The organism is Amphritea atlantica (assembly GCF_900111095.1).
Classification (GTDB): domain Bacteria; phylum Pseudomonadota; class Gammaproteobacteria; order Pseudomonadales; family Balneatricaceae; genus Amphritea; species Amphritea atlantica.
On the sequence record NZ_FOGB01000002.1, the window covers coordinates 230242 to 248480 of the forward strand.

General features: G+C 52.6%; 16 protein-coding genes. All 16 read left to right on the forward strand.

Annotation, left to right across the window (positions count from 1 at the left end):
* Nucleotides 1–2 precede the first annotated feature (2 nt).
* The 16 genes from BMY09_RS04360 to BMY09_RS04435 all read left to right on the forward strand — a co-directional run bounded on the left by BMY09_RS04360 (nt 3) and on the right by BMY09_RS04435 (nt 18238).
* Nucleotides 3–1598, forward strand: coding sequence for a terminase large subunit domain-containing protein (locus tag BMY09_RS04360; RefSeq protein ID WP_091354517.1), 1596 nt, complete (start codon nt 3–5; stop codon nt 1596–1598).
* Nucleotides 1598–3181, forward strand: coding sequence for a DUF935 domain-containing protein (locus BMY09_RS04365; RefSeq protein ID WP_091354518.1), 1584 nt, complete (start codon nt 1598–1600; stop codon nt 3179–3181). The genes BMY09_RS04360 and BMY09_RS04365 overlap by 1 nt, the downstream gene beginning before the upstream one ends.
* Nucleotides 3181–4455 (forward strand): PBECR2 nuclease fold domain-containing protein, encoded by a 1275-nt coding sequence (locus tag BMY09_RS04370; RefSeq protein WP_091354521.1) that lies wholly within the window; start codon nt 3181–3183, stop codon nt 4453–4455. The genes BMY09_RS04365 and BMY09_RS04370 overlap by 1 nt, the downstream gene beginning before the upstream one ends.
* A 104-nt stretch (nt 4456–4559) precedes the next feature.
* Nucleotides 4560–5027, forward strand: a complete 468-nt coding sequence (locus tag BMY09_RS04375) for a phage virion morphogenesis protein (protein WP_091354523.1) — start codon at nt 4560–4562, stop codon at nt 5025–5027.
* A gap of 156 nt (nt 5028–5183) precedes the next feature.
* Nucleotides 5184–6266, forward strand: a complete 1083-nt coding sequence (locus BMY09_RS04380; protein ID WP_091354525.1) for a hypothetical protein — start codon at nt 5184–5186, stop codon at nt 6264–6266.
* Between the two features lie 59 nt (nt 6267–6325).
* Nucleotides 6326–7459 carry a phage protease gene (locus BMY09_RS04385; RefSeq protein WP_091354528.1) on the forward strand — a complete coding sequence of 378 codons (1134 nt, stop codon included), beginning with the start codon at nt 6326–6328 and terminating at the stop codon, nt 7457–7459.
* Nucleotides 7456–7842, forward strand: a complete 387-nt coding sequence (locus tag BMY09_RS04390) for a hypothetical protein (protein WP_091354531.1) — start codon at nt 7456–7458, stop codon at nt 7840–7842. The genes BMY09_RS04385 and BMY09_RS04390 overlap by 4 nt, the downstream gene beginning before the upstream one ends.
* 39 nt (nt 7843–7881) lie before the next feature.
* On the forward strand, nt 7882–8775 hold the full coding sequence (locus BMY09_RS04395) for a Mu-like prophage major head subunit gpT family protein (protein ID WP_091354534.1): 894 nt from the start codon (nt 7882–7884) through the stop codon (nt 8773–8775).
* A 74-nt stretch (nt 8776–8849) separates the two neighbouring features.
* The gene (locus tag BMY09_RS04400) at nt 8850–9221 is read left to right on the forward strand and encodes an HI1506-related protein (protein WP_091354536.1); all 372 of its coding nucleotides are present in this window, start codon (nt 8850–8852) and stop codon (nt 9219–9221) included.
* Between the two features lie 3 nt (nt 9222–9224).
* The gene (locus BMY09_RS04405; RefSeq protein WP_091354539.1) at nt 9225–9647 is read left to right on the forward strand and encodes a gp436 family protein; all 423 of its coding nucleotides are present in this window, start codon (nt 9225–9227) and stop codon (nt 9645–9647) included.
* Nucleotides 9647–10069: a phage tail terminator protein gene (locus BMY09_RS04410; RefSeq protein WP_091354542.1), complete on the forward strand. Its 423-nt coding sequence runs from the start codon at nt 9647–9649 to the stop codon at nt 10067–10069. The genes BMY09_RS04405 and BMY09_RS04410 overlap by 1 nt, the downstream gene beginning before the upstream one ends.
* The gene (locus BMY09_RS04415; protein WP_091354545.1) at nt 10066–10812 is read left to right on the forward strand and encodes a phage tail tube protein; all 747 of its coding nucleotides are present in this window, start codon (nt 10066–10068) and stop codon (nt 10810–10812) included. Before BMY09_RS04410 ends, BMY09_RS04415 begins: the two co-directional genes overlap by 4 nt.
* A gap of 6 nt (nt 10813–10818) precedes the next feature.
* Nucleotides 10819–13485, forward strand: coding sequence for a tape measure protein (locus BMY09_RS04420; protein ID WP_091354546.1), 2667 nt, complete (start codon nt 10819–10821; stop codon nt 13483–13485).
* Nucleotides 13482–13847 (forward strand): hypothetical protein, encoded by a 366-nt coding sequence (locus tag BMY09_RS04425; protein ID WP_091354548.1) that lies wholly within the window; start codon nt 13482–13484, stop codon nt 13845–13847. The genes BMY09_RS04420 and BMY09_RS04425 overlap by 4 nt, the downstream gene beginning before the upstream one ends.
* A 3-nt stretch (nt 13848–13850) precedes the next feature.
* Nucleotides 13851–17381: a hypothetical protein gene (locus BMY09_RS04430; protein WP_139203133.1), complete on the forward strand. Its 3531-nt coding sequence runs from the start codon at nt 13851–13853 to the stop codon at nt 17379–17381.
* The gene (locus tag BMY09_RS04435) at nt 17381–18238 is read left to right on the forward strand and encodes a LamG domain-containing protein (RefSeq protein ID WP_091354552.1); all 858 of its coding nucleotides are present in this window, start codon (nt 17381–17383) and stop codon (nt 18236–18238) included. The genes BMY09_RS04430 and BMY09_RS04435 overlap by 1 nt, the downstream gene beginning before the upstream one ends.
* Nucleotide 18239 lies beyond the last annotated feature (1 nt).

The following is an 18239-nucleotide window of genomic DNA, read 5'->3' on the forward strand; positions in this document are numbered from 1 at the left end:
TTATGGATCTTTCAGTTAATGCCTTATCTCAAGCTGTTGCTGAGGGGGTTGCGCAGCTTCAGCAATTTGATGCATCAGAAGTGCTGCTGGGTTATCAGAAGCGCTGGATAGCTGATGAATCTGTACTCAAGATTGCTGAGAAATCTCGACGCACCGGGCTCACGTGGGCCGAAGCTGCAGACGGTTCGTTATGTGCGGGGGCGGCAAAGTCAGAAGGCGGTTGCAACCATTTCTACGTTGGTTCAAACAAAGAGATGGCGCGGGAGTTTATCGAAGCGGCGGCAATGTGGTCGCGAATGTTTGATAAAGCGGCCGGGGATATCCAGGAAGAGCTGTTTATCGATGAGGGTAAAGAAGGCAAAGAGATCCTCACCTTCACTATCTACTTCGCCAGCGGTTTTAAGATACAAGCTCTTTCAAGCAACCCATCAAACCTGCGGGGTATGCAGGGCAACGTCACTATTGATGAGGCGGCATTCCATGACCGCCTGGCCGAGCTGCTTAAAGCGGCCCTGGCACTCACCATGTGGGGCAGCAAAGTCCGCATCATCAGCACCCATAACGGCATTGAAAACCTTTTTAATCAACTGATTATTGATAGCCGTGCCGGTAAAAAGCGTTATAGCGTGCACACCATCACGTTAGACGATGCCTGTGCAGAAGGGCTGTATAAGCGGATATGCCAAATCACCCGCAAAGAATGGACGCAAGAAGCTGAGGACGAGTGGAAAGCCGGGCTGCTGAAAGACACGGCAACCGAAGAAGACGCCCTGGAAGAATATTACTGTGTGCCTAAATCGGGCAGCGGTATCTATATCAAGCGCACACTGGTCGAACGGGCAATGGTTTCCGATCGCTCTATCCCCATTGTGCGCTGGACGGCCCCTAAAGACTTTGAGTTAAAGCCCGAAGGCGAGCGCACCCGCATCATTGCAGAATGGTGCGAGAACGTCCTGCAGCCTTTGCTGGATAAGCTCAACGACAACCATCGTCATGTCTTCGGGGAAGATTTTGCCCGCAAAGGCGATCTGTCAGTGTTCTGCCCGCTAACCATTTACCCGGATCTGACAAAACGTGTGCCCTTTCTGGTAGAGCTGGCGAACGCACCTTACGAAACCCAGCGCGTCGTGCTTTTCTACATTCTCACCCGTCTGCCTCGATTTACCGCTGCTGCGTTCGACGCCACCGGCAACGGCGGCTATCTGGCCGAAGCGGCCCGGCTGAAGTGGGGTACCGAGATTGTTGATGCCGTCATGCTTAACCTGCCCTGGTATCGCGAGTGGATGCCAAAACTTAAAGCCGAGTTTGAAGACGGCAACCTGGAGATTCCCCGGCACGAAGACATTCAGTCCGATATGAGCAAGATTCAGGTCAAGCAAGGCGTGCCGCAAATCGAAAAAGGCAGCGGTACCGGCAGTGATGGCCAGCAGCGGCACGGTGACTTTGCGGTTGCGTTGGCCATGGCGATCCGCGCGAGCTGGATGGAAGGCGGCAGTATTGATTTTATGGCCGTGCCTGGTAAGTCCGATCCGTGGGGCGGTGCCGACAATGACGACGATTACGATATACCCAACTATTCAAAACAGGGAGCCTGGTAATGGCTAAATCTACACTGGTTGATATCAATGGCCAGCCGTTCGACCTGCCGGATCTGGCCGAGCCGCAAACCGAGGCCGATGCTAAACTGGCGCAGCTTCACCGTCACTACAGCGACCATCCGTCCAGCGGTCTGACGCCTGCAAAGCTGGCGACCATTATGAAAGAGGCTGAGCAAGGTGATCTGATGCGTCAGTGTGAACTGGCCGAAGATATCGAAGAGAAAGACCCTCACGTACAGAGTGAGCTGGGTAAACGCCGCTTAGCCATGCAGGGGCCAGACTGGAACATTGTCCCACCATCGAACGCCAGCGCTGCCGAAAAGCGCGATGCTGAAATGATCGAAGAGCAGCTACGCTCAGCAACCTGGCTGGATGAGGCTATTTTCGATTGCGGTGACGCTATTCTGAAAAGCTTCGCTAACCTGGAAATATCCTGGACGTTTGAGGATAAAACCCACTTTATCAACGACGCCGAATGGCGCGACTCCAGCTGGTTTAAAACCCACCCGGATAAACGGGACGAGCTGCGCCTACGTGATGGCAGTCACGAAGGTGAACCGTTGCGCCCGTTTGGCTGGATAAGCCACCAGGCGAAAGCTAAGTCTGGCTATCTGTCACGCCGTGGTCTCGTGCGCGTGTTGGCCTGGCCATTCCTGTTTAAGAACTATAGCGTGCGAGATCTCGCCGAATTTCTTGAGATCTACGGCCTGCCGTTGCGCCTGGGTAAATACCCCGAAGGGGCCAGCGAACGTGAAAAGCTAACGCTGCTGCGGGCAGTGATGAGTATCGGTCACAACGCAGGTGGCATCATTCCCAAAGGGATGGAGATCGAATTCGAGAAAGCCGCCGAGGGTGCCAGTGACCCATTCATGGCGATGATAGCTTGGTGTGAAAAGAGTCAGTCTAAAGCCATTCTGGGCGGCACCCTCACCAGCCAGGCCGACGGTAAAAGCTCAACCAATGCACTGGGCAACGTACACAACGAAGTGCGGCAAGAGATCCGCGACGCCGATCTGAAGTCTCTGGCGGCCACACTGACCCGCGATGTGGTCTACCCCATGTATGTGCTGAACGGTAAGTCGTTCAGTAGCCCCCGTCGAATTCCCCGGCTAGAGTTCGATCTGAATGAGCCGGAAGATCTGCAACAGTTCGTTGAACCATTAAACGGCCTTGTTTCTCTCGGTATGAGAATCCCAATGAGCTGGGTAAATGAGAAAACCAAAATCCCACAGCCCAATGAAGGCGAAGAGATTCTGCAACTATCTCAAAGTTACCCGCAAACGCCAGCCTCACCAGCAAAAAGTTCAAAAGAGGTCGCCCTCGCAGCGCTGAAAGCACAACAGTTGGATACAGATGAGATCGATGCGCTGGTTGATAACGTTCAGGCAAAGGCTGACCAAAACACCAATGATCTGTTAGACACGTTGCGCCAGCTGGTCGACAACGCCGACAGTCTGGAGCAGTTAACAGAACAATTGATGGCGCTGCCGCTGGACGGCGCCGCGCTAACCGACACCATGAGTCAGGCACTCACCGTTGCAGCCATAGCGGGCCGTTATGAGCTGCTGCAGGATGCCGAATAATGCCAGCCTACGGCAGCAAGCCTTTTAAAGAGGCTATCGACTATCTGCAACAGAAGGTGCCCCTGCCGACTAACGGCTGGGCCGACGTCTATGGTCAGCAGCATGATCACGGTTTTATGATCGCCGGTGCCAAAAAGACCGCCATTGTTGAAGACTTTCTGACGGGCATACAGGCCGCGATTAAAGACGGTGAAACCCTGCAAAACTTTCAAAAGCGTTTCGACACCATTGTTGAAAAGCATGGCTGGAGCTATCACGGATCGCGTGGCTGGCGCTCTCGGCTGATCTACGAGACCAATATTCGCCAGGCATACAATGCCGGGCGTGAAGCGCAGATGGCCGAGCCGGGCTTTAAAAAACTGTTCCCCTACATGGAGTATCGCCACTCAGGGGCCGAGAACTTCAGGCCGCAGCACAAGAAATGGGACAGGTTGGTATTAGCGTCTGATGATCCGTTCTGGGGGGCACATAGCCCCTCTAACGGCTACGGCTGCAAGTGTAAGAAGTTTCCCAAGTCAGAACGGGCCATGCGCCGCCTGGGCAAAACCGGGCCGGATATCGCCCCTGCAGATGAATTTAAAGAGTACCCGGACAAACGCACCGGCGAGATCCGTAAGATCCCCCTGGGCATCGATCCCGGTTTTGAACATACGCCAGGGCAGAGTTGGCTGAGGCAAAGTACTCCCCACGTCCAGGAACAATGGCCCAGCACAATAAAATCTGTGCCCGTCGGCCCGGTCGCTAAACCGCCTCTACCTGCTGCGACCTCTGTTTCGTCAAAGAGTCTGATGGTTGACGGTCTGCCAGACGAGCAATACGTGCAGGCGTTCCTGGGTGAGTTTGGCGAAGGTGACTTGATATTTAAAGATGTTCTGGGTGAGCCCATTGCGATTAACGACTATCTGTTTCGTGGGGCCGACGGCCAATACAAAGTATCGAAAGACAAACTACGCCACCGCTATATGCGCTTACTTGCCAGGGCAATACAAAACCCCGACGAGATCTGGGCAATACTCGAAACCGACCGTGCACGCCCGGGTAAATACAAGCTTAAGCGCCGTTACATCAAACGCTGGGTGATGGAAGAGTCTGGCCAGTCAGTGCATGGGTTCAGTGCTTTTGAATATGGACAAGGCATCTGGACGGGTAATACATCCTTTACGCCTCATAGAAAGCAACGTGGCCAAAAGGTGCCAGATAATGATGCCTACTTAGAGCGACAGCGTGAAGGTGTGAACCTGTACGTCAGAAAAGAATCAGCAAAAGAGGAATAAGGGCGGGTGCCGCGCTTCGCCGTTGCACCCCACCGACAGATCAGTGGACGGAACTCGAAGTCCTTGTCTGTCTGGAGAACCTTCATTATAGGATAAAAAAGCCAATGGCGGGAACACAAACAGCAATCAGCCTGGCATATGACAGCGACCCGGTATATGAGGTGCTGGACCGGTTTATTGAAAAAGTCAGCAACACCCAGCCCGCCATGATGGAGATAGCCCACTTCCTGGAAGAGCGCACCCGCGATCACTTCGATAACGAAGAAGACCCGGACGGCAACCCCTGGGCTCCCCTTAAAGCGGCCACGATAAAGCGCAAACAGCGCAAAGGCGTCCCGGTTGATAAGATCCTCCACGGTGAAACACTCCACCTGCGCGATACCATCTTCCCTTTTTGGTCTGCCGATGAAGCGGGTCTGAGCACTGGCCCCGGTACAGACGCTTATGCCGCCACCCAGCAACTAGGTGATGAGAGCCGCAATATAGAGGCGCGGTCATTCTTTGGGTTAAGTGATGAGGATGAAGTAGAAGTTATCGATATCCTGGATGAATTTATTCAGGCAGAGGGCTAGCAAAAGGAGGCCTGAGCGGCGCTGTAAGGGGTTGTGTTGCTTAGTGGTTATGATGGAGTGCGCAAAGTGAGTATATGGTTTCTAACGCGGGTCTAACGCGTTGAATGGTATTAGTTGTATCATTGTTAATACGCCATTACTCAAAGGGAGCCATAGATGCCAAGGGAAGTCGTTCTTAAAACAGAAATAGATGCTTTTAATTTACTTAGATCAATCAACGATGGCTCGATTGATGCTGATGACATTAAATTAAAGTTTGATGGGTGGCCTTTAGCTCAGATTCACTTGGTAGGCCCAAAATACCACAACTCAATAACTCCATCCATAATGAAAGCCTTCATTGAGCTTCAACGGGGTATTCATCGCGCCTATGCGTATGCTGAATATGGGACTTATAATGTAAATAAGCTGACTGTTGAAGACAAAAAAAAGCTTGAGTTAGCCATCGGAGTGGAAGATGGATCTTCGATTTTTAATATTGATTTACAAGAAATTCTGGATAAAGCTTTTGGATCGGCGGTGTCAAAAATGTCTAGTAAGGAACTGGTTTTATTAATTATAGTGCTTGGGTCTCTATATGCCGGTAACACAGCATATAAGGACTATCTGCAAGATCGCAAAGACGCTAGGCAGAAAGAAATAATAATTGAAGAGAAAAAAGCACACATTGAAACGTTTCAATTTATGTCCGCACAAGAGACGGAAAGAATGAAGTTGATACGTGATATAGCTAAGAGTTACCCCGCTATCGATAATGTTCAGCGTCATGCTCACGATACTGCCACAGAGGTTTTTAAACGTGCAGGAATGGCTGAAAAAATAGGTGTAGGAGGCGCTGAAATCACAGGGGAAGAGGCGCAGCTGTTGACAAGGAATGCTAAAAGAAAATCGGCCGAAGTACGACTAGATGGATCCTATCGTTTAATGGAAGTTAATTCTTCTTTTATAAACGGCTTTAAAGTTAAGGTGAGAAATGTTGATTCGGGTGCCGTTTTTTGGGCTAAAGTTCAGGATACGTCTTTAACTGAGCCAAATAAAGCCGCATTGATTGATGCTGAATGGGGTAAGGTACCTGTTAAGTTAAAAATTAATGCTAAGGATCTCGCAGGCTCAATCTCCCAGGCACTTATCGTTGATGTAGAATCATTTACTGAACAAGAAAAAGAAAACTATCTCGGGCGCTTCAATGAATCTGAAGCTGATGAGTCCTCATCAGATAGTACTAGTGAGGAATTGTAGTTAAAAACATCTGACCAAGGTTAAACCCACGCCACCACCCATGCCGCTAATCTGGCGGCATGAAGACGAATCAATCACCCCACTCAATCGCTGTACTGTCAGCCACCAGCAACGCCAATCTCGGCGTTGTTGCGCTGTCGTTTGAACTAAATGACACCGATGCTGGTTGGTGCCAGCTACTCCCCGCTGGTGAATTCAGCGCTGTTGATGGCCGTCCCTTCGATGTGCCTGGCGGCAAGTGGAATCTAACCGCAGACATCGCTCACCGTCTTATCTCAATTGCCAAGGCGGCTGTAAATGACCTAGTGATCGATTACGAACATCAAACCCTGAATGCAGACAAAAATGGTCAGCCCGCCCCCGCTAGCGGCTGGTTTAGAGAGCATATGGAATGGCGGGAAGGTTCTGGCCTATGGATTAAGCCGACGTGGACCTCCCGCGCCCTCGAATATATCAAAGGCAAGGAATACCGCTTTCTCTCTTCCGTGTTTCCGTACGACAAACGCACCGGCGAACCCCTTTTTATCCACAGCGCAGCGCTGACCAACCGTGCCGGTATCGATGGCATGCAAGATCTCGAAGCTCTTTGCGCACAGATCGTTCCTCACCCTACCCACGATAACCAACCCCAGGAGAATCCTGTTATGAACAAAGCGATGCGTAAGCTGCTGGCCCAACTCGGCATTGAGCTGAATGAAGGTGATCAGCTGACCGATGAGCAGAGCACAGCGGCATTGAGCGCGCTGGGCGCATTGGCCAAAAAAGCCGCTAAATCAGAAGAGCTGACAACCGAAGTCGCGGCCCTCAAAGCCAAAGATGGAGACATCGATCTGTCGATGTATGTGCCTGCCGCAACTTACAACGCCCTGGTCACACAGATGGCGGTGCTGAAAGCCGGTTCTGATGAGGCAAGCCTGGAACAGCTGCTGAAGGATGCCAAAGCAGAGGGCAAAGTGCTGGCCGCCGAAGAGGACTACCTCACCAAGTTTGGCGAGCAACAGGGTGTTGCTGCACTGAAGGCCATGCTCGATAGCCGCCCCTCCCTGGTTGCGCTGAAAGCCCAGCAAACCCAAGGCAAAAAGCCAGAAGGAGAAAAGGCAGACGATCTAACCGCTGAAGACCTGGCGGTGCTGAGTACCACCGGGCTGGATAAAGCGGCCTTCCTTAAATCAAAACAGGAGTTGAGCCAATGAGCGCTAAAGCAGAGCGCGTAGGCCGTAAGCGCGCCTACGGAGTAAAAGCCGGAGTCACCCTAAACGCTAACACCCCGACCGTATTGGATGCGGGCTATCTGACCGCCGTCACTGATGGTTCAGGTGCCGCACTGAGTGCCGGTGTAACCACCTTTGAAGTGGATAACAGCGCCGGATCTAACGGCAGCATCATAGCCGAAGTGGTTTCGGGTGAACATAAGTTTACCAACAGCGGCGATATCGCGGTGACCGATGTCGGCGCGACCGCTTACTTCGTGAATGACTCCACGCTCTCAATCGATCACGCCACCAACACCCTCAATGCCGCAGGCAAGATCATCCAGGTGGATGGTGATGGTGTTTGGGTAGCGCTGGGCCAGTAAGCCCGGTTTAACGCTTAATTTTAAGGACAGGATAAAACGATGAATATTACGCCAAGCGCACTTAAAGCGCTGTATGCAGCTGTTAACGCCGCGTTTCAAATCGGCCGAAGCTCTTACACACCTCTCTGGCCAAAAGTCGCCACCTTGGTGCCCTCAACGACAGCCCAAGAAGATTACAGCTGGCTCGGCGAGTTTAGTCGTCTGCGCGAGTGGATCGGCGATCGTCAGATCAACCGCATGAAAGTCTATGACTATTCGCTGAAAAATAAAAAGTTCGAAGCGACCGAAGGTATCCCCGCCGAGCGTATCGAAGATGACAATTACGGCATTCTCAGCCCTAAGTTTCAGGATATGGGATACGCATCATCCACCCACCCCGATGAGTTGATCTTTGCCCTGCTCGCTGCCGGTTTCACGACAACCTGCTATGACGGCCAGTATTTCTTTGATACTGACCATCCCGTGGGTGAAGACGGTAACGAGCAATCTGTCAGCAATATGCAGGCCGGTGCAGAAAGCCCTTGGTTCCTGCTGGACACCACCCGGCCACTTAAGCCGCTGATCTATCAGCGCCGCCGTGATTATCGTCTGCTGGCTAAAACAGATGCCGGTAATTCAGACCATGTGTTTATAGCAGATGAGTATCTCTATGGCGTTGATGGCCGGGGCAACGTGGGCTTCGGTTTTTGGCAGCAGGCGTTTGGTTCAAAAGCCACGCTCAATACCGCCAACTTTGATGCAGCGATTGCTGCCATGGGGGCGCATAAATCAGACAAAGGCCGCCCACTGGGCATCATGCCAAACATGCTGATTGTCGGGCCAAGCAAGCGCGCCGCAGCGAAAGCGGTTGTTGAAGCTGAGTACAAAGCCCAGGGCGAAAGCAACACCAACTATAAAGCGGTTGAAGTGGTAGTTGTGCCTTGGCTGATCTGATCAGCGGCGCGGGCTAACACCGTTTTAGAGCAAGGACGCTCACCTATAAATCTATTCCGAGAGGAAACCATGCAATGTCTAAAGCAACGATTATTGTCATTTGTGCAGCAGGTACTGGCTATCGCCGGGCGGGTGAAGTTTTTCAGCAGGGCCGTAATGAGTTCCCCGCCGATCATTTTAACGAAGCACAGCTGGAGCAGCTGCGTAGCGATCGCCGCACAGAGCTGCTGGAAGGCGAAGCAGTTAAGGATAGCGAAGCGCAAGGGGCCGTGGACGCAAAGCGCCTGGCAGAGCTTGTAGCTCACATCGGCCAGCTGGACAAAAAGGATGCCGCACTCTGGAAAGAGGACGGCAGCCCCAAGGCCAACGCCTACCCAAAAGGCACTACCGCCGAAGAGCGTGATGCCGCCTGGGAAGCGTTCACTGACGAACTGGATAAGGCGTAAGCCATGTACGCAGCCCGCAACGATATGACCAAACGCTTCGGTGAAGAGGAGCTAATCCTCCTCACCGATCGGGACGGCTCCACCGGTGTCATCGATGACACAGTGCTGACCCAGGCATTAGCCGATGCCAGTGCCGAGGTCGATGGTTATCTCGGCGGGCGCTACACCCTGCCCCTGCCCAGCGTGCCCGACGTTTTAGTACGCATCTGCTGTGATGTCGCCCGCTATCTGCTGCATGACGAACACGCGCCAGAGCGTATCGAAAAGCGCTATGACAATGCGATCGACTTTCTCAGCAAACTGGGCACCGGAAAAATCTCCCTGGGCATGCCAGATGAAGGTGATGCCAGTCCCAGTAACAACACTGCACAGATGTGCAGTGATGGCCTGGTGTTTGGTCGTAAAAACAGTAAGGGATTTATCTGATGTTTCAGCTAACAGATAACTACCTGGTTGCAGAAGACCATCTAGTGCAAGCGCTAGAAGCGGTCTCCGGCCTGCGCAAGGTATATCGCAGCTGCGACTTAGCTGAGATGAAAGAGCGCGGCCAAGTAACCCCCGCTGCGCATGTTATCTATGCAGGTGATGCTGTGCCAGAAACGTCGCAAGGCGGACTGCAGGGTAATGTCACCCAAACATGGATGATCGTCATTGCCGTCAGCCTACGGGACGCCAACAAAAGCGGCCCGTTGCTGGCCTCAGTGATTCACGCCATGGCGGGGCTGCACTGCGAGTTAGGCAACTTTGTGCGCAAGAACGCGCCCTCTCGACCGGGCTTTTCTAACGGCTTTGGCTACTACCCATTAGCGTATCAAATTAAATTCAAAACCAAAGGAGCACGCCCATGAGCGGACTACTGTTAGCAGGCGACGTTTACTTCGATCGCTTTGATGAAACCGGCAACCCTACCGGTCTGGTCGGCCCGTTGAACGCAACCCAGTTGCAGATCAACACCCCCTCTGACACCAAAGACCGAACATCCAAAAAGAAAACGTCGTATGGCCAGGCGTTGAATAGCGTCACCATTGCGAAACCCAGCGAAATTGCGATCGCGTTTGATGACCAGCCTGCAGAGATGTTGGCCATGGCGCTGATGGGCGAAATCGCCACTATCAATCAGGGGGCCGGTACCGTCACCGATGGACCGGTCACGTTGCTGAAAGCGGGATTGTGGACAAAGCTGCCCAACAGCAACCTGGCAACCGAGGGGCTTAGCGCCCTGCTGGCCTCTGATGATAGCGCGATAGCTGCCACCGCATATGAAGTGAACTATGCCGCTGGGATGATTCGGGCCACCGCCAGCGGCACTCTGGCAGCGGGTGGTGATATTAAGCTGAGTTATGACTACGCAGCTGTGAGCGGTTCGCGCATTAAAGGCGGCGTTCGCCCCACCATCAATGCGCGTATCTTCCTGGACGGCACCAACCTGGCAACCGGCAAACCGGTTAAATGCGAGATCCCGAAAGCCTCGCTTGCGCCATCTGCCGCCGTTGATCTGCTCGCCAGTGAGTATGTGAGCACCACGCTGGGCGGCAAAGTGATCCTGCGAGACGGCGAAACCGCGCCTTTCTATCTCGATCAGGAAGGCTGATAACCGATGGCTCTGAAGGAAACCGCCCTCAGTATTCTGATTAAGGCCCGTGATTTAGCCAGCGTACCGCTGGCTAAATTTCGTGGTGCGGTAGAGGGTGCCGATTCCAGCACTCAGGGTGCGGCTAAGTCGGTCGACAAGTATGGCAACAAGTTGACCGAGGCTGATAAAGCATCCGGTCGATTTATCGACAAAAGCGATCGGATGCGCGAAGCCAATGGGCGGTTTGTTAAGGGACTGGAAAAAACCAATAAAACCCTGAAAAAGAACAAGGAAGCGGCAAATGCTGCCAGCGGTGGCATCTCAACACTCACCACTAAAGTTATCGCCCTGGCCGGGACATACCTGGGCATCAATGCGCTGAAAAATGCGTTTAGCGGCATTATTGGCACCGGCGCACAGTTTGAACTGCTAGAAACCCAGATAACCACGTTGATGGGATCTATTGAAGCAGGCAAAGAAGCCGTTCAATGGATCAAGGAGTTCACAGCGACAACCCCGGCAGAGCTGACCGGTGTTGCCGAGGGGTTTATCAAACTTAAAGCCTTCGGTATCGACCCGATGAATGGTTCATACCAGGCGATTATTGATCAGACCGCCAAGCTTGGCTTTTCCCAGGAGAAAATGGAAGGCGTTATTCTCGCGGTGGGGCAAGCCTGGACAAAACAAAAGCTCCAGGGCGAAGAGGCGCTGCAGCTGATTGAGCGCGGTGTGCCGGTATGGGATCTGCTGGCGAAAGCCACCGGAAAAAATACGGTTGAACTGCAAAAGCTCAGTGCGGCGGGCAAACTCGGCCGCAAAGAGATAGCGCTGCTGGTTGATGAGATGGGGCGTGCATCTAAGGGTGCGGCGGCTGCCCAGATGAAGACCTGGAACGGTCTGTTCAGCAACCTGAAAGATTACTGGACCAATTTTGTTGGCTTAATTGCCGATGCCGGGGTGTTTGATTTTGCCAAATCGCAGCTCGAAGAGATGCTGGCGCTGTTTGGCCAGATGGCTGCAGACGGGCGGTTGAAAGAATATGCCCAACAGATATCAGACTTTTTAGTCAGCGCTACGACTAAGACCAAGAAATTTCTGACGGATTCGGTGGGCAGTTTTGAGGAGCTGCTGGCGGGTGCCAGCAGTATTCTTGACTCGTTAAATGAGACGCTTACAGGCACTAATAAAATTTTTGCCGCCTTCTCTATTGTTTTCAACGGCTTTACAGCCGGTATTAAAACCGTTGCCTGGACCGTCTCTTCAGCCATTGCGGCCATGTTGGATGCGCTGTCGAAAGGGCTGGGTGCTGTGGGCATGAAAGAAGCCGCTGCCCGTTATCGTATTGAGGCGGCGGGTATGCAGGGTGTCAGCAAGGCGTTTAAAGAAGCGCTGCAGCAGGATGCAGCGGATATCTCTGATGCCTGGAATACGCTGGCAAGTGACGGCCTGAAACCCCTTAAAAAAGCTGTTTCAACGGCAAAGTCAGAGATTGTCAGCCAGTTTGATGCGATCACCAACAAAGCCAAAGCGACCAGTGAAGAACTGCGGGATGCGTTTGTTGACAGTATTAATACAGCAAAAACTCAAGAAGATGTTGAGCAGCTCAAGAAGAAATTTGAACAGCTTGGACAAGATGGCCGCGTATCGACTGACCATCTGGTGCAGGGGTTATTTATTGCCGCTGATGCGTTAGACGCCCTAAAGAATAAAGCAGAACAGGCCAAAAAAACCGTTAAAACGATGGCTGACGGTTTGGGCACTGAAACGACAGCGGTTAAAGAAAACACTAAGGCCACGACAGAAAATGCCAAGGCAGCCACTGAAAATGCCAAAGGCAAAGAGAAGCACAACACCTCCCTGCTGGCGGGGTATTCATACGCGCTGAAGCTTGGAGATAAAACGAAGGCTCAGTGGGATGAACTCGGCTCTGTTATGAGTGAGCAGTGGCGCCGGATTGGTGAGGGTTATGACAAAGTCATGGATAAGTTCCACTTTGGGACATTGCTCTATCTACAAACCCTGAAGCAAGCAATCGGGTATCAGTTACACGAAGGCAAAAAAGTCATGGAGTCTTATCACCAGCAGGCCGCCGCTGCAGAGCGTATGGCCAAAGTGCTGGAACAAGGAGGCCAGCAGGCCGCTGCGCTGGCCAGAAATGGCGAAAAGTCTCTCAGTGCTTTTACCCTGCTGGATAAAACCCGTCTTGATAGTTTGCGCACCGCGATGGATGCCATAAACCGTGAAAGCCAACAGTTAACCGACAATCTCAGCAACACCGTGGCCAGCCTAAGAGATGAGCTGGCAGCCCTCAAAGGTGATAACGCATCTATTGAAGTGAATCAGTTTGAACGTCAGTTGAGTGAGCTGCGTGCGGCACAAAAAGCAGCCCGAGACTCAGGCAATGCAGATGCGATGAAAGAGGCAAACCAGGCCATACAACTGTTAAAAGAAGCGCATCAACTGCGTCTAAAAAACATCGAGCAGGAGAAAGCTCAGACCCAGGCTCAGCCTCAATACAACCAGGAACCCACTGCGCCTGCTTCTCAAGCACCGGCTGCTGTAGCAGAAGGCAAAACCATGACGGTGCACTTCAAGTCAGATAATGGCCAATCAATCAGTGGACAGTTCTTTGAGTCCGATGCCGAGGTGCTGGTTCGTCAACTGAGTGACGCTGCGAGTATTTCACGATGATTACCTTGAACGCGATCACACTCCCCGATGACCTGATCTGGTCTGATGAATTCGCCTGGTCTGCTGTACGCCAGAGCGCTGATGTGACGTTAACCGGTGCCCTGATTGTCGAGGAAGCCGCGCAGCAGGCTGGCAGACCGATCACGTTGGTCGATGGCTGGGCAACCCGAGCCACGGTTGAGCTTCTGTATGCATTAGTGCAGCAACCCGGCCAGGTGCATTCGTTGTCGCTGCAGGGCACAACCTATTCGGTGATGTTTCGTCAGGCCGATGGCCCACTCACTGCAAACCCAGTGCAGCCGGTTACTGACCCTGCACCGGACGATCTCTACATAATTACCCTCCGACTGATGGTGGTATAACGCATGACAATTTTAGACACAGACATCAAACTCATGGCGTCAGAGCGTCTATCTGATAGCGCTGACGGCGGCGGCATGATGAGCGCGGTGGTCGTTGAGGATGGTGTGGTTAATAACCTGTTTCCTGATATATCACGGCTTGATCGCACGTATGGTCGGGTCAACCTGCGCAAAGCTTATGCGGCCGTTCAGACTGCCAACAAAGATATGTACTACGGCAGCCATGCGATCATTACCGACGCCCCGGCAGACCCTCGCGTTTCAGTGGTGATGTTCAGCACCGATAGCTATACCGATGAGCGTACTGACGCCCGTGACCGGATAGAGAGCTATGTAGTGAAAGGCCCGGTATCGGATTACACCCTGTTGGGCGACCAGCTGGAAGGCCAGCGGATGGTTAAACTGTATTCCCGGGTGGATGCAAAGCTGCCGGAGGTCGGGCAGGTGTACCTGATTCGTGAAGAGGATTCCAGCGGTGAACTGACTGGCGCAGAGCAATATATCCGCATCGATTCGGTCAGCCATGAAATACAAGAATTTGAAGACGACCGAGGCGTTTTTGAACGGCGTGTTTATGTGCTGGATATAGGGTCAGCCCTGCGGGCTACATTCCCGGGCCCTCAAACCGCCAGCCGCTTCTCCTCTGTTTCTACGCCCTCAGTGTTTCGTTCAACTCAGGTGGCTGACGCTAGCAATTACTACGGCATTGTACCGCTGGACACGGCGATCAGCCCGGGCGATATGAGCATCAAAGCGACTTCTATGTTCGGCCAGCTGGTACCAAGTGCCACGGTTGAAAGTCCGGTGGTTGACGTGCAAGCCGGTGTAGACCGACAAAACCTCGTTGCCGCCGGTGACCCGTATTCCATATCGGTTAGCTACACCCTGATTGCGGCTGGATTTTCATTTGGCCGGGCAGTGGTGCCTGGGTCGGTCACGTTAAACCTCGGTAATAACGCGACATTTGAAGATGACAGCAATGGCAACCTGATCTGCACATCAAGCATCAGTACTACATATGGCATTGTTGGCACACAGTACGGCACTATCGAATACGATAGTGGTGCAGTGACAGGTGCAAAATCATACAGCACGTATGGTTATACCTTCACAGCCGCACCAGCGGCCGCTATCTACGACACCGCCCACACTGCTCACGAAACGATAACGCTGGCGAATCGTGGTTATAACTACGTGAAGACCCTGCGCCCAATCCCTCAGCCGGGAACCCTATTCATTGATTACATGGCACAGGGCGAGTGGTACCAGATGAAGGATGACGGCACCGGTGTTCTGGTAGATGAAGCAGGCGGTGCTGGAACCATTGATTACACAACCGGATCAGTCGTGGCCACGCTGGGAGCGCTACCCGACACAGAGAGCGAGATTATCTACACCTGGGCAACCCCGGTACACTATGAGATTCGCACCACCGACCCTGATGTTGAACCTGCTTATCTGACATTCACCGTATCAGCAGGCGAGATACTGCCGGGCAGCCTAACGCTAAGCTGGGATGCTGGTGGCGTTGTAAAAACGGCCACCGATGATGGAAGCGGCAATCTGATCGGTGACGGTACCGGGCGAGTGATTTATGGCCTCGGGCAAGTAGGCTTGAAACCTACCGCGATGCCAGACAGCGGCGCGGTGCTGACCATTGATTATGACAAGGGCGCGATCCAGGCGGAAGATGTCAGCGGCTACTCCATGAGCGGGAATAACGCTACATTCACAGTCGCGGCCGCGCCAGTTGAGCCCGGGACTTTCTCTGCGTCATTCAGCCAAAACTGGTCCTATGATAATCAGGGGTTCACCACATCAACTGAGAGCGGCACAAAGACAGTCACAGTGTATGACAAGGGTGATGGCACCCTTAACAACGGCGGTACGATTAACTATGCCACGGGCGCTGTATCAATGCCGGTTAATTACAGCGATAGCCAGGGAAATAGCTATTTTATAGGGACTTATCGATCCGAGACCCGTAGCGGCACTATCTCGGGCAATATCGCTGTGCATTATCAGCAGGACAGTGTGACACCAACCGCTGTGTCTGAGAGTGCAGCCCTACCAAATGTCACCTTGGATCTGACGCCGACAACTATCAGGAAGATTGTTCCCGGCAGTCTGGAGTTCATCTGGAATGGCAAAACCCATATCGACCGGGAAGGCACTATCTACACCGACTGGGATCGTAACACCGGCGCGGCCACTGCGGCGGGTAGTATTGATTACGCATCCGGGCAGATCTCGTTTGATAGCTACCAGGGTGGCGGAAACAACAGCCTGACAATCAAAACAATGCTGACTAAATACGGTGACTGGACAGCGCATGACCTGTATTTCAGAACACCCGGCGCACCGCTACGGCCTTCCTCGCTGTACCTTCGCGTCAACAAGCCAGACGGCACTCTGATCGGTTTAACCCCTAACGGACAAGGCGTGATCGATACAAATGACGCACAGGGCGCTGTTGATTATGAAACCGGTATTGTTAGTGTCCAATTTGGTCGTTATGTGCTGGAAAGCACTCTGACCGCGTACAACCGCACAGAGCTATGGTATAGCGCAGCCGATATTCTGGAAGATGGCACAATCTGGGTACCCGATCCGGTCGACCCCGGCACTATGAAGTTTAACGCCGTGGTTTACTCAACAATGCCGCTCGATGCCTCAATTTTGGGGCTGGACCCGGTACGCCTGCCAATTGACGGCCGGGTGCCGATCATCAGAAGTGGCGATGTTATTGTCATCCACAGCACCAAAAACGAAACGCTGAGCAGCCCGCTATCAGCTGGAGATGTGGAGAACCTAAGCCGTGATCAGTTGGCGTCCTGCTATCTGATCGATCAGACTGGCGCAAGGGTCGATTCTTCGCTCTATACGGTAAACCGGGAGACGGGTGTTGTTACGATGGCCAACCCGGCAGACCTGAGCGCTTACACTGAGCCGCTGAAGGCTGTCCACCGTATCGAAGATATGGCGCTGGTAAATGAAGCGCAAATCAACGGTCAGCTGGCTCTGGTGGGGGCTATCTCCAGAGCATACGACCCCGCAGATACCTTTATCTCCAGCGCCTTGATCTTTGGCGATATCGGCAGCCGGGTGCACCACTTGTTCAGCCAGGCAAGTTGGACCAGTACCTGGTCAGATGCCCGTATCGGCAGCAATACCACAGCACAATATAACGACCTGCTGTACCCCCTGCAGGCCGATAATAAAAACGCTATTCGGGATCGCTGGGCGATTATCTTCACCAGTTCAACCACGTTTAACGTGGTTGGTGAGGTGTCTGGTCAGATAGCCACTGGCAGCACTTCAATAAACTGCGCACCAATAAATCCTATAACCGGAGAGCCTTATTTCACAATATTGGCTGACGGATGGGGGTCAGGCTGGGCCACGAACAACGTGCTGCGCTTCAATACAGACGCCGCTCACGCGCCGATCTGGATTGCTAGAACGACAATCAGCGGCACACCGACGAAAGCCGACGATTCGTTTAAATTGCAGATCAGAGGAGATGCAGACTGATGGCTATCCAGTTAACTGGGCTTTATGCTCACTGGACAATGGATAACATCGATGGCACTACGCTGATCGATGAAATGGGAAACCTTAACGGAACTATCCACGGGGCTATTTCTGTCCCCGGCTTTCATGGAAACGCTCTGTCGTTCAACGGAAATGGCGACCATATATCATTTGCCCCTGGCGCGCTTGACGGTTTGACGGGTGATTTTGTGATATTGGTGCGTTATAAGCCGGTAGGAACCGACAATGTTTTGATATCCAAATACTCTGCTATCCCTGCTTTTTTTGAACTCATCGGCCGTGATGATAGCGGCTATCTAAATAGCCAACTGGGAGAAGGTGGCGGTAACGTACAAGTAAAAGGACCGGCTGTAGGCGAGGGGTGGAGTCATGCAGGACTGAGAATGTCCGGCACAGTTGCAACGTTATTCCTCGATGGCGCTGGCGTGGCATCAAAAACCGTTACTCGAAATACCTCCCGGGCAACTGATAGCCTTTACATTGGCAGAAGGGGTTACCCTGGAGCCGAAGCTTACTTTGAAGGGCTAATTGACAGCATCCTGATCTATAATCTCGCCCTTAGCGACACCGAGATCGAGGACGTTTATTTAACCGATGACTCGCCAGAACCATACGAGGTAAGGGGGTCAGTAACCGTTGATTTATCTCCAGGCATTACCGAGGTCAGGATTTATAACGCTGGCACAGGTGAGCTATTAAAAACCTCAACCTGCGATGCTGGCGGGAACTATGCAATATCGCTCACAAATGGCACACAAGTGTATGCTGTTGCTGTTCCGCCTGCCGGATACCGCCCTTTAATTCACGGTCCTATCAATCCAACTTTAAGGACTTAAA

Coding starts and splice junctions, on each gene's coding strand:
- BMY09_RS04360 (WP_091354517.1), top strand. CDS start 3: ATGGATCTTTCAGTTAATGCCTTATCTCAAGCTGTTGCTGAGGGGGTT.
- BMY09_RS04365 (WP_091354518.1), top strand. CDS start 1,598: ATGGCTAAATCTACACTGGTTGATATCAATGGCCAGCCGTTCGACCTG.
- BMY09_RS04370 (WP_091354521.1), top strand. CDS start 3,181: ATGCCAGCCTACGGCAGCAAGCCTTTTAAAGAGGCTATCGACTATCTG.
- BMY09_RS04375 (WP_091354523.1), top strand. CDS start 4,560: ATGGCGGGAACACAAACAGCAATCAGCCTGGCATATGACAGCGACCCG.
- BMY09_RS04380 (WP_091354525.1), top strand. CDS start 5,184: ATGCCAAGGGAAGTCGTTCTTAAAACAGAAATAGATGCTTTTAATTTA.
- BMY09_RS04385 (WP_091354528.1), top strand. CDS start 6,326: ATGAAGACGAATCAATCACCCCACTCAATCGCTGTACTGTCAGCCACC.
- BMY09_RS04390 (WP_091354531.1), top strand. CDS start 7,456: ATGAGCGCTAAAGCAGAGCGCGTAGGCCGTAAGCGCGCCTACGGAGTA.
- BMY09_RS04395 (WP_091354534.1), top strand. CDS start 7,882: ATGAATATTACGCCAAGCGCACTTAAAGCGCTGTATGCAGCTGTTAAC.
- BMY09_RS04400 (WP_091354536.1), top strand. CDS start 8,850: ATGTCTAAAGCAACGATTATTGTCATTTGTGCAGCAGGTACTGGCTAT.
- BMY09_RS04405 (WP_091354539.1), top strand. CDS start 9,225: ATGTACGCAGCCCGCAACGATATGACCAAACGCTTCGGTGAAGAGGAG.
- BMY09_RS04410 (WP_091354542.1), top strand. CDS start 9,647: ATGTTTCAGCTAACAGATAACTACCTGGTTGCAGAAGACCATCTAGTG.
- BMY09_RS04415 (WP_091354545.1), top strand. CDS start 10,066: ATGAGCGGACTACTGTTAGCAGGCGACGTTTACTTCGATCGCTTTGAT.
- BMY09_RS04420 (WP_091354546.1), top strand. CDS start 10,819: ATGGCTCTGAAGGAAACCGCCCTCAGTATTCTGATTAAGGCCCGTGAT.
- BMY09_RS04425 (WP_091354548.1), top strand. CDS start 13,482: ATGATTACCTTGAACGCGATCACACTCCCCGATGACCTGATCTGGTCT.
- BMY09_RS04430 (WP_139203133.1), top strand. CDS start 13,851: ATGACAATTTTAGACACAGACATCAAACTCATGGCGTCAGAGCGTCTA.
- BMY09_RS04435 (WP_091354552.1), top strand. CDS start 17,381: ATGGCTATCCAGTTAACTGGGCTTTATGCTCACTGGACAATGGATAAC.